Here is a 15,717-nt window from a genome sequence, read left to right as displayed (position 1 = left end):
ACAACTTTAGAAAAGAGGGATTCTGATGCCGTTTTTAGGAAGTGTATATCAAATATTTGGGTTATATCCGGAACTTTATTATGGGATGATTTCAGCAGAGTTGCAAGAGGAAGCTCAGAAGGAGCATCTTGAAAATAGTAGTGCAGAAGCTGAAGTGGAAGAATAAAAAAAAGTGCAGATGAAAATCTGCACTTTTTTGTTAGTATTAAAATGGTGACATAACCTCAAATAAATTATTATCTAAAAATAATAATTTATTTGAGGTTATTATGATTTTTATTGCATTGTATGTAATGAAAATTGTATGAAAATCAATGTAATAAAATGCATATGAATATTAAGGTGGAAAACAACAATGTTTTTGAGAAAATAATTATGTATAAAAATAACATTTGATACATAATCAGCCGATTATTTTTGAGTGATTTATTATTGACAATATAATTAATTGTATGATAAATTCAATCAGCATTCTTAATGGTTTTTTGGTATGGTTAATATTTTGAAAATTCAATACGGTATAAAGAGATTGATTTTTCTGTTTTTATTGAGACGGGTTACTAAGTCTATAGGGGAAGTGAACTATGTATATTTTTATTTTTAAAATAGAACAGTAATAAAGAATGTAACGAGTAAGAGATAAACTTGAAAAAGAGGTTTCAAAGAATGAGTCTTTTCATAAAGAAAGCAATGGATGAAGAAAAGAAAAAAGTATTGAATCAAACTTTAGGAGCGATTGATTTAACTCTTTTAGGTATTGGAGCAATTATTGGTACAGGTATTTTCGTATTAACTGGTATTGTAGCAGCGAAACATGCTGGTCCGGCGATTGTATTATCTTTTGTATTAGCGGCAATTATATGTGCATGTGTAGCTTTCTGTTATGCTGAATTTGCATCTACAGTTCCAGTTTCGGGAAGTGTATATTCATATACATATATGACACTAGGTGAGATTTTTGCATTTATAGTTGGCTGGTGTGTTATGCTGGAGTATTTATTAGCGACTTCTGCGGTTGCAGCAGGCTGGTCAGCATATTTTCAGTCATTACTACTAGGTTTTAATATTCACATTCCTACGGTTTTTGCTTCGGCACCAGGAATGGGGAAGGGTGGAATCATTGATTTACCAGCAGTTCTTATTATTTTAGTTGTTACATTTTTATTAAGCCGTGGTGCAAAAGAAAGTGCACGAATTAATAATATAATGGTTATTATTAAACTGGCTGTTATTGTAGGATTTATTGTTGTAGGGACACAATATGTAAGACCAGAGAATTGGCAACCATTTCTACCGTTTGGTTTTAACGGTGTGGTAGGGGGCGCTGCTACTGTATTTTTTGCTTTTTTAGGATTTGATGCAGTTGCAACAGCCGCAGAGGAAGTGAAGCGTCCACAACGTAACGTGCCAATTGGGCTACTTGTTTCCTTGTTCATTTGTACCGTTCTATATGTAGGTGTTTCATTCGTGCTAACTGGAATGGTTCCGTTTACGGAATTAAATGTTGCTGATCCGGTTGCATATGCGTTGCGCACTGTAGGAGAAGATAGAATTGCTGGGTTGTTATCGGTGGGAGCGATAGCAGGGCTAACAACAGTTCTGTTAGTAGCTATGTTTGCATTTGTTCGTGTATCTTACTCGATGAGTCGAGATGGACTGTTACCAAAAAGACTTTCAAGTGTCCACAAACGTTTACAAACTCCATTTTTTAATACGTGGGTTACAGGTATACTAGCAGCTTTATTAGCGGGATTAGTGGATTTGAATTTATTAGCTAATTTAGTGAATATGGGAACGATAACAGCATTTGTGTTTGTATCTATAGCTGTCATTGTATTAAGAAAGACACATCCTAATATGAAGAGGCCATTCCGTGCCCCTCTAGTACCTTTTTTACCTATCGTTTCAATAGTAAGTTGTATATATTTGGCATTGAACCTTTCTAAGCTTACTTTAATTAGTTTTGTGGCATGGATTATAATAGGGGTTTTCATATATTTTGTATATGCTAAAAAACATAGTAATGTTAGAAATAGAAATAAAGTATAGTCCATTGAAATAATACTTGTAATGGAAATGAAAACACGCTACTTATTCATATAAGAACAAGTAGCGTGTTTTTTCTATTTAATAATCCCATTTTCTAAAATTTTAATAGTTGGTGCCACTTTCACATTAGCTTTTGAAAAGGCACTCGGCCAATCATCTTCGACTTGTTTCCATTCTTTATATTGAAACGCTCTCGCATAATCACCAAATCCGAATGGATCAAGTTGCTGTTTTTGAATGTTGTGGATTAAATCGTTCAAATCTTTGTTTAGTTGTTTTGTAATAAGAGAAGTTAATTTCTTTCTATCTTTGTCTATATCCATATTGAATGTAAGTTCAGAGACAGCAATTTTCAAATCCATTTTAACATGAAATTTGAAGTGGTTATCGCTATAATCTGTATGGATATCACGATTCATGCTAAGAACATTTATTGTTACGAAATCGCCGCCATCGGTATCTTTTAAATCACTATTACTTTCAACTGAAGTAGAAGGGATTTTCAATGTAAGCGAAACCGGTGTATTCGCTTTCTTTTGTAACAAAAGAAGAAGGGCGCTTTCATAACGATTTAATGACATTTTATAAATTCCGCGAGAAGTTAATAGCGCGGAACCAGTAACGATAACATCCTTTTTACCTTTTTTTATTTCTGAAATAGCAGGTGTTATACCTTTATTAAACGTTTGCCTGTGAAATTCATGGAATGTCGTAAAAACGGTCCGATTGTACAGTTTGTTCGTATTAATTAAATCTGTTAAATACTCGGGAAGGGCAGGCTTATCTTTAAAGTTATTATATATAACTGAAGAAATTGGACCGTCTACTGCAACCATGCGCATGTTTCCAGTGTTTTTAGGATCACGATACCAAACATCAAGGTAAGGCATAGCCCCTTCTTGTTTTAAAAAATTTGTGCTAAATAAAATGAGCTGTAACTTTTCTGTAGATACTAAACCGCCACTTGAACTATTAAACGTTGCTTTTGCTTCTCGAGGTGTACGTACTTTCGCTTCATGTGTTTCGTACTTTTTTTCTACGTCTTCATTAAAAATAGGATTTACGTGGTACACAATTAATTTTCCTTTTGCTTTTGCATCAAAGCCGTAAATTAATGAAATCGATTGTTTTTCTAAGTCGAGTCGATCTCCACAGCCTGTTAAAAAGGTTATGAGAAAGTAAAGTATAGTGAAATGAATAAAGCGCCTCATTTAAACTCTTCTCCTTTTCCAATGCTGATAAAGTGTCATGTATAAGAGAAATACGACTGGGAATAGAAAAACGATAAAATAGCTTGCAGTTCCCCAAAATTCTCGCAACGCACTTATTTGGTAAGAGGAAGGGATATAAAAGAATAAGATGAAAATACACCCGAATAATAAACCATAAATAGGTAATGAACTCCTTTTTTTGTTAAGTAATTGATTAATTCCATCTGAAGCAGTGAAAATATAAGGAATACAGGAATCAAAAATAATAAAGAGATAAAATGACAAAAAGATAATTTCAAATCGTTCCAGAAAAGAAAAGTGAAATGGTGTAACGAGAGAAAGGGTAGGCCATAAAAACTTAGTTATACCATCTGGGCTAAAATAAAGGAAAGAAACGAACGTCACTTGCAGGTAAACGAATAAAGTAATCATATTTGCAATAACAATCCCTTTTTTTGCAGATGATTTATTACTGAGGTAAGGATAAAGGACGAATGCAAACTCAAATCCGAGAAAGGCAATAATAGTTGATTTTACTGTGTTGAAAACTGGTATCCATCCCTCTTTAAGGAGAGGAAGAAGATAGATCCAATGCCCATTTTTAAGTGGGATAAATAATAGTAATGGCATCCAGAGTGTAAATAAGACAGTAAAAACAGCATAGCGGCTAATAATAAGAACACCTTTACATGCTAGCATTAACATTGGAATAGATAGTAAAATCATAATTAAAAACATTGGAGTTCTAGGTAAAATCCAAATGTGAATAACGTATAAGAGGGAAAAAATTAAAGAAACCGCTGCAAGAACAGCATATAAAATCCAAAAAATCATTCCTACTCTTCCTAACCATTTTCCAAGATAACGAGTTAGCACATCAAGTAAATGGTAACCAGGATGCTTCTCCATGATTTTTACAATACATAGACTGACTAAAGTAGTGATAGCGCATCCTATAATAATAGACATCCAGCCATCTGTATTCGCCCCTTGGGCCACTTCACGTGGCAGTGTAAGTACACCGAATCCTACTTGAACACCACTAATCGTTAAAATGTATTGAAATAAACTAATCTCCCTCTTTACACGCTTTGTCACTTATCTTCCTCCTTTTCTTCTATATCCGGTTGTCGATTTTCTTGTTTTAAGTTAAGGGATAGTGGTCGTTTCTTCATTAGTTTCCATGGCAAACGCACAAGAACGTCTTTTAAATCCGTAGCAAATGATGGAGAAAAAGGACTACCGTAAGGAACACCAAGTGAGTCCATAGAAAGAATATGGATGATGATAACTGACATTCCAACCATAATTCCAATGACTCCGAATAAAGAAGCGATTATCATCATTGGAAAGCGAAGAATCCGAACTCCTGCTGACATTTCCAGATTGGGAATGATAAAAGAAGCGACTGCGGTAATAGATACGACGATAACCATAACATTACTTACGATTCCTGCTTGAACTGCAGCTTGTCCAATGACAATCCCTCCTACGACGCCAATTGTTTGTCCGACGGGACCGGGAAGTCGAACTGCAGCTTCGCGTAGCATTTCAAGTACTAATTCCATCAAAAGTGCTTCTAATATAGGCGGAAAAGGAATTTTGGCTCGAGATTCTCCAATTGTTAACAATAATTTAAGTGGAATTACTTCATAATGAAAGGAAATCATAGCAATATAAAGAGCAGGAGCAAATATTGCAATAAATAGTCCAGTGAAACGAAGGAGTCGTATAAAAGATGGAATCATAGGTCTGAAGCTGTAATCATCTATCGTCTGAAAAAAGGATGAAAAGGTCATAGGTCCTATTAATACGCCTGGTGAGCGATCTACAATAACGGCAATTCGCCCATCTAGAATATGATGTGCTGTTGTGTCAGGACGTTCAGTTATTGATAATTGCGGAAAGAGAGTAAAGGAATTATCTTCAACAAATCCTTCTAATTCACCAGTAGTAAGAATCGCATCAACTTTTACTGACTCGATACGGGATGCCATTTCTTTTACGACATTTTCGTTCGCAACATCTGCTAGATAAAGCAAAAAAACCTTTGAAGTAGCTCGTTCACCAACAGTGAATTCCTTCACTTTCAATTCGCGATTTGGAATATATCGACGAATAAGTGCAAGGCTGTCGCTCGCTACCTCATTAAATCCTTCGTGTGAGCTTTTTATGGAGCTCTCTGTTGTAGGTTCTTCAATGCTCCTTTTTGGTGCCGCTTGCGTATCAAGCTCTAAAGCGGATAGTTGCCCGTTTATAAATAAAATACTTTTGCCGTGTAAAAGAGATTGTTCAATGTCTGTCCACTGTTGAACTTTTTTAATATTTCCGATAGAAACAGAGGCTTCCCAAAAATCGTCTTCATTCCACTCTTTAAATAAGAGAGGACGAAGAATGTTTACGTTAATAACAGTTTTGTCTACAAGTCCTTCCATATATATAAGTGCAGCTTCCTGTCCGTTTTTTAATGGAAAAGTGCGTGTTATTAATTCTGGAATACCGCTAAACAGTTTGGACAAGTGCTTTAAATTAAGGGAAAGGGAAGAAGAGATAGATTTATTTAATGTGTGATTAGCTTGCTCTTGGGTAGAAAAAGATTTTTCACCACGAATCCATTTATTAAAAGACCCCATTTGTTCGCTTACTCCTTGTTATGTTTTATATGGATTATTATGGATAGTTACAAGCTGACATATGCGTAGTTTAAATTTTATATTGTATATTTTTAACTTTAACGCTATAATTATAGTGTTAAAGATGGAATCGTGATATGACCTGTTATGACTCTATCGTTTTATTTATGAATAAATGGATTGGTATTTTAGCAAGATGTGCTAATAAACTACTCCACCATGATAATAACGTGCCGAAATATGGTGCGTATATTTTCGTGGTGGAGTTTTTTTATTCTCAAAAAGGGGGAAAGACCATGAATAACAACATGGTTCATATTACAATTGACGGAAAAAAGTATACAGCGGAGCCCGGTTCAACGATATTGAGTGTTATTAATGAGAACGGGATTGAACATCCGCAAATTTGTTACGTGCCAGAAGTAGATCCTATTCAAACATGTGACACTTGTATTGTAGAAGTTGACGGAAAGTTAATGCGATCTTGTTCGACAGTAGTGCTGGAAGGTATGAACATTGAACGTGCTTCTGTTCGCGCAAAAGAAGCACAAACGGAGGCGATGGATCGGTTACTAGAAAATCATTTATTATACTGTACAGTATGTGACAACAACAATGGGAACTGTAAACTCCATAATACAGCAGAATTAATGGAAATTGAACATCAAAAATATCCGTATGAACCGAAAGTAGATGTAAGTGAAGTTGATATGACGCATCCGTTTTATCGCTATGATCCTAATCAATGTATTGCATGCGGTCAATGCGTTGAGGTGTGTCAAAACTTACAAGTAAATGAAACGTTATCGATAGACTGGGAAGCGGAACGCCCACGAGTTATTTGGGATGAAGGAGTAAATATTAATGATTCTTCATGCGTTAGCTGTGGTCAATGTGTAACGATTTGTCCTTGTAACGCTTTAATGGAGAAAACGATGCTCGGTGAAGCTGGATTTATGACGGGATTAAAACCAGATATTCTTGAACCGATGGTAGATTTAATTAAAGAAGTTGAGCCTGGTTATAGCGGTATTTTTGCGGTATCAGAAGTGGAAGCGGCCATGCGTGATACTCGTACGAAGAAAACGAAAACAGTATGTACATTTTGTGGTGTAGGTTGTTCGTTTGAAGTGTGGACGAAGGGGCGTAAAATCCTTAAAGTACAGCCATCTTCAGATGCACCAGTTAACGCAATTTCCACTTGTGTAAAAGGGAAATTTGGTTGGGATTTCGTAAATTCTAAAGAACGAATAACAAAACCTTTAATTCGTAAAAATGGAACCTTTGTTGAATCTACATGGGAAGAAGCACTGAATGTAGTTGCAAATAAATTAGGCGCTATTAAAGAAGAGTACGGTAAAGGTTCTATTGGATTTATTTCTTCCTCTAAAATTACAAATGAAGACAATTATGTAATTCAAAAATTAGCTCGACAAGTATTTGGAACGAATAATATTGATAACTGCTCACGTTATTGCCAATCACCAGCAACGGATGGTTTGTTCCGTACAATTGGTATGGGCGGTGATGCCGGAACGATTAAAGATATTGCGCAATCTGGTCTTGTTATTATTGTAGGATGTAATCCGACAGAAGGTCATCCTGTTCTAGCTACACGTATTAAACGTGCACATAAATTACACGGACAAAAGTTAATTGTAGCTGATCTTCGTAAAACCGAAATGGCAGAGCGATCAGATGTCTTTATTAGTCCAAAACAAGGAACAGATCAAGTATGGTTAATGGCTGTTACGAAATATATGATCGATCAAGGTTGGCATGATCAGGAATTTATTAATGAGAATGTAAACTTCTTTGAAGATTTCAAAGAGAGCCTAGAAGAATATACACTTGAATATGCAGAAGAAGTAACAGGTATTTCAAAAGAAACACTTATTCAAATGGCTGAAATGATTCGTGATGCAGATGGTACATGTATCCTTTGGGGTATGGGGGTAACGCAAAATACAGGTGGTTCTGATACTTCCGCTGCAATTTCAAACTTACTTCTTGCAACAGGGAACTATCGTCGTCCAGGAGCAGGTGCATACCCACTTCGAGGTCACAATAACGTACAAGGTGCTTGTGATATGGGTACTTTACCAGGATGGCTTCCAGGATATCAGCACGTTACTAACGAAATGGAACGTGTGAAATTTGAAACTGCTTACGGAGTGAAAATTGATAGTGAACCAGGTCTTAATAATATTGAAATGCTTCACGCAATTGACGAAGGAAAAATGAAAGCAATGTATCTTGTCGGAGAAGATATGGCTCTTGTAGATTCTAATGCAAATCATGTACATGAAGTGTTGTCGAGCCTTGATTTCTTCGTTGTGCAAGATGTTTTCCTTTCTAAAACTGCTCAATATGCAGATGTTGTATTACCAGCAGCGCCATCTCTTGAGAAAGAAGGTACTTTCACAAATACAGAGCGCCGTGTCCAAAGATTATATCAAGTGCTTCCTACGCTAGGAGATGCGAAACCAGACTGGTGGATCGTCCAGGAGGTTGCGAATAAACTAGGGGCAAACTGGAATTATAGCCACCCAAGTGAAATCTTTGCTGAAATGGCAAGTTTATCACCATTATTCTCGCAAGCGAACTATGAAGTGCTTGAAGGATGGAACAGTTTCCATTGGGGAAGTTTTGATGGAACAAATACACCACTTCTGTTCCAAGATGGATTTAACTTCCCAGATAAAAAAGCTCGTTTTGCGATTGCTGACTGGGTACGTCCAGCTGAATTTCCAGCTGAGTTCGACCTTCACATTAACAACGGTCGTATGCTTGAGCATTTCCATGAAGGGAATATGACAAATAAATCAACAGGTATTCAAACGAAAGTACCTGGTGTTTTCGTTGAAATCTCTCCAGACCTTGCAAAAGAACGTGGCGTAAAAACAGGTTCGTTAGTTCGTCTTGTCTCTCCTTTTGGAGCATTAAAATTACGTGCACTCGTTACAGATCGTGTAAAAGCGAATGAGTTATATTTACCGATGAACTCTACAGATAACGAAACGGCAATTAATTTCTTAACAGGTCCTGCTGTGGATGTACGTACGAATACACCTGCGTATAAACAAACGAAAGTACGTATGGAAGTGTTAGAAGTTGACGGCGAAAATCCGATGCCAAAAGCGAACCCACGCAATAAAAAACGTCACCCTCAAGCTGGCATTGAGGTACATCGTAAGTGGGCACGTCCAGGGTATGTGCATTTAACGGATAAGTAGGAGGAGAAAACTATGGCTGCACCTATAAAAATGATTCAAAAACAAGAATTAACTGAGGAAGAAATAAAACAGCAAAAGTTAGATGATTTAAAAGAGCTTCTAACTAATAATGAGGAAGCTCTAAATCAGATGTTTAATATAGTAGGAGAATTAAATGACATTGGAATGCTAGAAGCTGCAAATTCAATGCTAAAAGCGAAAGAACCAATTGCGAAAATTGTTCTAGGTCAAGTAACTCGTGAGCCTGTTACAAATTTAATTAATAATATGATGGGTGCTGCAGGTGCGTTAACTGAACTTGACCCAGAACTTACGAAAAAGCTTATAGGTAGTTTATTAGTCGGACTAGAAGAAGGTAATGAACATCTAGAAAGTAATAAAAAAGTAGGGGTATTCGATCTTATGAAAGTATTGAAAGACCCAGATATTAACCGTGCTATCGGGTTTGGGCTTCATTTCTTAAAAGGTATGGGGAAAGGGTTAAAAGACGAATAAACTTCATGAAGTGAACCTTTCTGCCCAAATATTTGTACGAAATAGTTTGGGCGGAAGGCTCATTTTGGTAAAATATATAATAAAGTAAAATGAGGCTTTTGGGAGGTATAATTGTATGTCAAAAAAAGTACATGAATTTAATGATATGATACGAAAACTTCGAAAGGAACTTTTCGGAAAAGGACCAGAACGAATTCATACTGTTTTTGCGGAAAATATGGCTATAGCGACTCTTTATGGAAACTTAACACCTACTGAAAAATTTATTTCAAGTACGATGGACGGTGCGGAAATGGTTCATATGGCTAGAACGAAAATGATTCAAGAAGTGTATGCTGTGAATTCACGTGAACATTTGGAGGAACTTGTTGGAGCGAAATTAGTGAATTTGTTTTCAGATATGAAAGTAGAAGAAGATATTGCAGTTTCTGTATTTGTTTTTGATAAAAATATAACGTGAGAGAAGGATACTGATCGTGAAACCGATACAGGTAGAAAGAGAAATCTTTCGTTATGAACAAGGAGCATTTAAACATATAGAGGACAGCATTGTAACAGAGTTTCCTGTCACCATTAAAATGAACGGACAGGAGTTTGTTACAATGGTTAGTACTCCAGAATATATAGAAGATATGGTAATAGGCTTCTTAGCGTCTGAAGGAATCATTCGGAAGTATGAAGATATTGATAGTGTATGGGTGCAGGAGAAAGAAGGATTTGTGCATGTAACAACGACAAAAGTAAATCCGTATTATGAACAAATGCAAAATAAACGCTATATTACGTCTTGTTGTGGTATGAGTAGGCAAGGGTTTGTTTTTGCAAATGATGCACTAAGTGCAAAAAAAATGAAGGGTGTCCATGTACAGGTTGCTGCAGAGGATTGTTTTCGGTTAATGAAAGAAATGCAGCAATCTGCGGATACGTTTCATCATACTGGTGGGGTTCATAATGCAGCTTTATGTGATGTGAATGGTATTATTTTAAGTCGAATGGATATTGGTAGGCATAATGCATTAGACAAAATTTACGGTTATTGTTTAAGAAACGATATTTCTATAAAAGATAAAATCATTGTTTTTAGTGGTCGTATTTCTTCGGAAATATTATTGAAAGTTGCAAAAATCGGTTGTGAAATTATACTATCAAAATCAGCTCCAACTGAGTTAGCTTTGCAACTAGCGGAAGATTTAGGTATTACGACAATAGGATTTATTCGTAATCACTCCTTAAATGTATATACCCATCCAGAACGTGTTTTAAATATAAAATAAAAGTGAGGCAATGAAGATGAAATCAGTTACATTAGACAAGTTGCAACGTCCGTTAAAGGATTTACGTATTTCAGTTACTGATCGCTGTAATTTTCGCTGTCGATATTGTATGCCAGAAGAAATATTTGGTCCTGATTACTCGTTTTTGTCTAATGATAAAATTTTATCTTTTGATGAAATTGAAAGGATAACACGTATTTTCGTTTCTTTAGGTGTGAGAAAATTACGGATTACGGGCGGAGAACCGTTACTTCGAAGAGGGCTTCCAAAGCTTATTGAGCGCCTTAATAAAATTGATGGTGTAGAAGATATCGGTTTAACAACCAATGGATCGTTACTTAAAAAGTTTGCTCCTGATTTATATAAGGCGGGACTATCACGTGTAACAGTTAGCTTAGATTCCTTAGAAGAAGAGCGGTTTTTCTATTTAAATGGTAATAGGAGCAAAGTGCAAAGGGTTCTGGAAGGAATACAGGCTGCAGCTGAAGTTGGAATGAAAATTAAAATAAACATGGTCGTTCAAAAGGGAAAAAACGAACAGGACATTTTGCAGATGGCGCAATATTTTAAGGAAAATAAGCATATTCTTCGTTTTATTGAGTATATGGATGTTGGAAATTATAATGGTTGGGATTTAAAAGAGGTCGTCTCTAAACAAGAAATAGTAGATACGATTCATCAAGTTATGCCGTTAGAACGGATAGAAGCAAATTATTCTGGTGAAGTGGCTACTAGGTATCGTTATATAGGAAGCGATGAGGAAATAGGTATTATTTCATCAGTAACAGATTCTTTTTGCTCATCATGTACGAGAGCTCGTATTTCTGCAGAAGGAAAATTATATACTTGCTTATTTGCTTCTAAAGGAAATGATTTAAGAGAATTGCTTCGTTCTGAACATACAGATGAGGACATTACAGATGTAGTACGCGATATATGGAATAATAGGGAAGATCGTTATTCAGATGAACGCTTAAATCATACAAATAAGAAAACAATACCTAAAATTGAAATGTCACATATCGGTGGTTAATATATAAAGCTAGCTTCATAGTGAAAAATGGAAAATTTACAAGAGTTGTGGATTTTCTATTTTATAGTAAAAGTGATGATTGATATCTCTGTAAAAGATGTGCAGAGAAATTAAGCAGCATTCAAAAACCTTTATTTTGAGGAGGTTTTTTGAAGCTGCTTTTTTATTTGGAGAAAATGGAGGAATGGGTAATGGCATTTCATAAGCCGGAACAAATTGCTGAGCTTGTCATTGAGGCCGGTGTTCAAAAAGTAAGACAGACATTGCCAGCGATGCTTATTCTCGGTTTTTTAGGAGGAGCGTTTATTGCGATAGGTTTTTTACTTAACATTCGAGTTTTAGGGAATTTACCTGAGCGCTGGGGAAGTCTAGTGAATGTTTTAGGAGGAGCAGTATTTCCTGTTGGACTCATGCTCGTAGTATTAGCAGGAGGAGAATTAATTACGGGGAATATGATGTCACTGTCTATGGCGCTTTATGCAAAGAAAATTACATTGATAAGTGTACTGAATAACTGGGTTTGGATTACTCTTATGAATTTTATTGGGGCAATTTTCGTTGCGTATTGCTTTGGACATCTTGGCGGATTAACAGAGGGAGAGTATTTAAATAAAACGGTAGCGATAGCGGAAGGGAAGTTACATGAATCATTTGGGAGAACTTTGATTTTAGCAATTGGTTGTAATTGGCTCGTTTGTCTTGCTCTTTGGCTCGCTTACGGGACGAGTGATTTTGTCGGAAAAATCATCGGAATTTGGATTCCAATTATGGCATTTGTAGTGATTGGATTTCAGCAAGTAGTAGCAAATATGTTTGTCATTTCCGCTGTTATTTTTGCTGGTCATCTAACGTGGATGGATCTGGCTAAAAATTTTGTTCCTGTTTTTATCGGAAATGTAATTGGAGGAGCTGGGTTTGTTGGTTTTGCTTACTTTGCTTGTTATCAGAAACAACATTCTAATATGAAATAGAGTTCTTGAGAGGAAGGGTATGTAATGGCTGATCGGTATTCACGACAACAGTTGTTCAAACCAATTGGGAGTAAAGGACAAGAAAAAATTCGAAATAAACATGTGTTAATTGTAGGGGCAGGCGCATTAGGAAGTGCAAGTGCCGAAAGTTTCGTACGTGCAGGTGTTGGCAAGTTGACGATTATTGATCGTGACTACGTTGAATGGAGTAATTTACAAAGGCAACAATTGTACTCTGAACAAAATGCGAGAGAGAAAATGCCGAAAGCAATTGCTGCAAAAAATCGGCTAGAACAAATTAATTCGGAAGTACAAATACATGCTTTCGTAATGGATGCAACTTCAGAAAATATGGAAGGTCTATTAAAAAATGTAGATGTAATCATTGATGCAACAGATAATTTTGATATTCGATTTGTAATAAATGATTTATCACAAAAACATAATATTCCGTGGGTATATGGTTCTTGCGTTGGATCGTATGGTATGAGTTATACAATTATTCCACAAGAGACACCGTGTTTACATTGTATGCTTAAAAATATTCCTGTTACAGGTGTGACATGTGATACCGCTGGAATTATTAGCCCTACTGTTCAAATCGTCGCAGCATATCAAGTGGCAGAAGCACTCAAAATTTTAGTGGAAGATTTCTCAGCAATTAGAAAAACATTTTTCATGTTTGATATATGGAGTAATCAAAATCATTTTATAAAATTAGGGAAAATAAAAACAGACGCTTGTCTCTCATGCGGTTCAAATCGAACTTATCCTTATTTATCATACGAAAATCAAACGAAAGCAGCTGTTTTATGCGGAAGAAATACAGTTCAAATTAGAACAGTAGACAATAGGAAATACAATTTTGATGATATAGAAAAAGTATTACAAAAACTGGGGAAAGTAGATCGGAATCCGTATTTACTATCTTGCCAATTCGATGATTACCGCGTGATTGTTTTTCGAGATGGTCGTGTTTTTATTCATGGTACAAATGATATTTCGAAAGCGAAACAACTATATTATCGCGTATTCGGTTAATAGAGAGGGTGTCAACAATGGAAAGAAGAGTGCCAATTACGGTTGAAGAAGCTGTTCGTAAAGTGATGGGATTTGCTGATAAAGGCTTAAAGGAGCTATTACCAATTGAATTAGCTTATGGACGTATATTAGCAGAGGATTTAGTAGCTGACCATGATGTACCGTCATTTAATCGTTCGCCATATGACGGATTTGCTATTCGAGCAGAAGATACTAATTTAGCAAGTTATGAAACGCCAATTGTATTTGAAGTAGTGGGTGAAATTGGTGCAGGATCGCTATTCCATGAGAAAGTAGCTCCGTTTCAAGCAGTTCGAATTATGACGGGAGCACAAATTCCGAATGGGTGTGATGCGGTTGTTATGTTAGAGCTGACTCGTCAATATGAGAAGAATGGCAACAATTATATGGAAGTGAAGCGATCATTCAAAAAGGGCGACAATATTTCTTTTCAAGGTGAAGATGCTCGTAAAGGAACGGTTCTTGCAAAGAAAGGATCGTACATTAATCCAGGTATTTCAGCTCTTCTTGCTACATTCGGTTATAGTGAAGTACCAGTTGCGAGAAAGCCTGTAATTGGACTGTTAGCGACTGGGAGTGAATTACTGGATGTCAATGATTCATTACAGCCAGGGAAAATCCGAAACAGTAATACGTACATGATATTGTCTCAAATTCGAAGAGCGGGCGGAAGAGTAAAATATTTTGGGAAGTTTAGTGATGATTTTAATACGTGTTTTACAGCTGTGAAAGAAGCGCTTGGCCAAGTAGATATGTTAATTACAACGGGCGGTGTATCAGTAGGAGATTATGATTATTTACCAGCTATTTACGAAAAGTTAGGTGCATCTGTTCTTTTTAATAAAGTTGCAATGCGACCAGGAAGTGTTACGACTGTAGCACAATTAAATGGCAAGTTATTATTTGGTTTATCAGGAAATCCATCAGCTTGTTACGTAGGGTTTGAATTATTCGTAAGACCGTGTATTCGGACGTATATGTTTAGTGAAAAAGTACATTTAAAAAGAGAAAAAGCGTTATTAGGAGAAGATTTTCTAAAACCGAATCCATTTACAAGATTTGTACGAGCAAAATTGCAATATGATGAGGGGAAATTAATCGCTTATCCATCAGGGTTTGATAAATCTAGCTCAGTTTCTTCATTGGCAAAATCCAACGCGTTTATCGTATTGCCGGGCGGGACAAGAGGATATAAAAAAGATATGTTTGTCGATGTTCTTTTATTAGAGGATAACGAAGGTAGTGAATGGCCTTGGACATTTCATAAAGTGAGAGGTGGTTTTAATGGAACAAGTGCTATTTGAGATTGTAGATAATCCGATTTTAGTTGAAGAAGTAACGAATAAAGTCGCAAGAAGAGAAGCAGGTGCGATTACAACATTTATTGGTACGGTGAGAGAATTAACAAAAGGAAAACGAACGCTACATTTAGAGTATGAAGCATATAAACCGATGGCAGTAAAACAACTTATGAGAATTGGAGAAGAAATTAGTGAAAGATGGCCGGATACAAAAGTAGCAATTACGCACCGTGTAGGGCGGCTAGAAATAATGGATATTGCGGTAGTCATTGCAGTTTCATCACCGCATCGTAAAGTAGCTTATGAAGCGAATGAGTACGCGATTGAACGTATAAAACGAATTGTTCCAATTTGGAAAAAAGAATTTTGGGAAGATGGAACGATGTGGATTGGAGATCAACTTGAAAATACACCATATCCAGAAGGAAAACCAAAGAAGGAAGAATGAGAAA

14 protein-coding genes are annotated in these 15,717 nt (G+C 36.1%); 11 read left to right on the top strand and 3 right to left on the bottom strand.

The features are described from left to right. Positions 1 to 25: 25 nt before the first annotated feature. A complete protein-coding gene (locus tag HFD78_RS17520) occupies positions 26 to 166 on the top strand; it encodes a hypothetical protein (protein WP_001116193.1) in 141 nt (46 codons plus the stop codon). Between the two features lie 500 nt (positions 167 to 666). Then, positions 667 to 2,049, top strand: coding sequence for an APC family permease (locus tag HFD78_RS17515; RefSeq protein ID WP_100240304.1), 1,383 nt, complete (start codon positions 667 to 669; stop codon positions 2,047 to 2,049). A gap of 74 nt (positions 2,050 to 2,123) precedes the next feature. Here HFD78_RS17515 and gerSC read toward each other — a convergent pair whose 3' ends face one another. From gerSC to HFD78_RS17500, 3 genes are read right to left on the bottom strand one after another with little or no spacing between them, the layout of a single operon-like run. After that, the gene (gerSC, locus tag HFD78_RS17510) at positions 2,124 to 3,260 is read right to left on the bottom strand and encodes a spore germination protein GerSC (protein ID WP_001252213.1); all 1,137 of its coding nucleotides are present in this window, start codon (positions 3,258 to 3,260) and stop codon (positions 2,124 to 2,126) included. Further along, positions 3,261 to 4,358, bottom strand: coding sequence for an endospore germination permease (locus HFD78_RS17505; protein WP_098204773.1), 1,098 nt, complete (start codon positions 4,356 to 4,358; stop codon positions 3,261 to 3,263). It lies immediately after the preceding gene. Beyond that, a complete protein-coding gene (locus HFD78_RS17500) occupies positions 4,355 to 5,893 on the bottom strand; it encodes a spore germination protein (RefSeq protein WP_000534519.1) in 1,539 nt (512 codons plus the stop codon). Before HFD78_RS17500 ends, HFD78_RS17505 begins: the two co-directional genes overlap by 4 nt. Before the next feature lie 296 nt (positions 5,894 to 6,189). Between HFD78_RS17500 and fdhF the strand changes: the two genes are divergently transcribed. The 9 genes from fdhF to moaE all read left to right on the top strand — a co-directional run bounded on the left by fdhF (position 6,190) and on the right by moaE (position 15,713). After that, on the top strand, positions 6,190 to 9,129 hold the full coding sequence (gene fdhF, locus HFD78_RS17495; protein WP_098204772.1) for a formate dehydrogenase subunit alpha: 2,940 nt from the start codon (positions 6,190 to 6,192) through the stop codon (positions 9,127 to 9,129). A gap of 12 nt (positions 9,130 to 9,141) precedes the next feature. Further along, the gene (locus HFD78_RS17490; RefSeq protein WP_000729897.1) at positions 9,142 to 9,624 is read left to right on the top strand and encodes a helical membrane plugin domain-containing protein; all 483 of its coding nucleotides are present in this window, start codon (positions 9,142 to 9,144) and stop codon (positions 9,622 to 9,624) included. Between the two features lie 115 nt (positions 9,625 to 9,739). After that, on the top strand, positions 9,740 to 10,084 hold the full coding sequence (locus HFD78_RS17485) for a Na-translocating system protein MpsC family protein (protein WP_000039583.1): 345 nt from the start codon (positions 9,740 to 9,742) through the stop codon (positions 10,082 to 10,084). 16 nt (positions 10,085 to 10,100) lie between these two features. Continuing rightward, positions 10,101 to 10,898 (top strand): formate dehydrogenase accessory sulfurtransferase FdhD, encoded by a 798-nt coding sequence (fdhD, locus tag HFD78_RS17480; protein ID WP_000802689.1) that lies wholly within the window; start codon positions 10,101 to 10,103, stop codon positions 10,896 to 10,898. 16 nt (positions 10,899 to 10,914) lie between these two features. Further along, positions 10,915 to 11,931, top strand: coding sequence for a GTP 3',8-cyclase MoaA (gene moaA / locus HFD78_RS17475; RefSeq protein ID WP_000844124.1), 1,017 nt, complete (start codon positions 10,915 to 10,917; stop codon positions 11,929 to 11,931). 191 nt (positions 11,932 to 12,122) lie between these two features. Beyond that, positions 12,123 to 12,902: a formate channel gene (locus HFD78_RS17470; RefSeq protein ID WP_000863998.1), complete on the top strand. Its 780-nt coding sequence runs from the start codon at positions 12,123 to 12,125 to the stop codon at positions 12,900 to 12,902. Positions 12,903 to 12,926: 24 nt separating this feature from the next. After that, positions 12,927 to 13,943 carry a molybdopterin-synthase adenylyltransferase MoeB gene (locus HFD78_RS17465; RefSeq protein WP_097863043.1) on the top strand — a complete coding sequence of 339 codons (1,017 nt, stop codon included), beginning with the start codon at positions 12,927 to 12,929 and terminating at the stop codon, positions 13,941 to 13,943. Positions 13,944 to 13,960: 17 nt separating this feature from the next. Then, a complete protein-coding gene (locus tag HFD78_RS17460; protein ID WP_000442196.1) occupies positions 13,961 to 15,268 on the top strand; it encodes a molybdopterin molybdotransferase MoeA in 1,308 nt (435 codons plus the stop codon). After that, positions 15,249 to 15,713, top strand: a complete 465-nt coding sequence (gene moaE / locus HFD78_RS17455; RefSeq protein ID WP_000438665.1) for a molybdopterin synthase catalytic subunit MoaE — start codon at positions 15,249 to 15,251, stop codon at positions 15,711 to 15,713. The genes HFD78_RS17460 and moaE overlap by 20 nt, the downstream gene beginning before the upstream one ends. The last annotated feature ends 4 nt before the right edge of the window (positions 15,714 to 15,717 follow it).

Source organism: Bacillus sp. EKM501B (assembly GCF_011800505.1).
In the GTDB taxonomy this organism is placed as follows: Bacteria; Bacillota; Bacilli; order Bacillales; family Bacillaceae_G; genus Bacillus_A; species Bacillus_A cereus.
Note: the sequence above shows the minus strand (reverse complement) of the source record. Positions and strands in the feature narration are given on the sequence as shown.

Coding starts and splice junctions, on each gene's coding strand:
- HFD78_RS17485 (WP_000039583.1), top strand. CDS start 9,740: ATGTCAAAAAAAGTACATGAATTTAATGATATGATACGAAAACTTCGA.
- gerSC (WP_001252213.1), bottom strand. CDS start 3,260: ATGAGGCGCTTTATTCATTTCACTATACTTTACTTTCTCATAACCTTT.
- HFD78_RS17465 (WP_097863043.1), top strand. CDS start 12,927: ATGGCTGATCGGTATTCACGACAACAGTTGTTCAAACCAATTGGGAGT.
- moaA (WP_000844124.1), top strand. CDS start 10,915: ATGAAATCAGTTACATTAGACAAGTTGCAACGTCCGTTAAAGGATTTA.
- HFD78_RS17515 (WP_100240304.1), top strand. CDS start 667: ATGAGTCTTTTCATAAAGAAAGCAATGGATGAAGAAAAGAAAAAAGTA.
- HFD78_RS17470 (WP_000863998.1), top strand. CDS start 12,123: ATGGCATTTCATAAGCCGGAACAAATTGCTGAGCTTGTCATTGAGGCC.
- HFD78_RS17460 (WP_000442196.1), top strand. CDS start 13,961: ATGGAAAGAAGAGTGCCAATTACGGTTGAAGAAGCTGTTCGTAAAGTG.
- HFD78_RS17490 (WP_000729897.1), top strand. CDS start 9,142: ATGGCTGCACCTATAAAAATGATTCAAAAACAAGAATTAACTGAGGAA.
- HFD78_RS17500 (WP_000534519.1), bottom strand. CDS start 5,893: ATGGGGTCTTTTAATAAATGGATTCGTGGTGAAAAATCTTTTTCTACC.
- HFD78_RS17520 (WP_001116193.1), top strand. CDS start 26: ATGCCGTTTTTAGGAAGTGTATATCAAATATTTGGGTTATATCCGGAA.
- moaE (WP_000438665.1), top strand. CDS start 15,249: ATGGAACAAGTGCTATTTGAGATTGTAGATAATCCGATTTTAGTTGAA.
- fdhF (WP_098204772.1), top strand. CDS start 6,190: ATGAATAACAACATGGTTCATATTACAATTGACGGAAAAAAGTATACA.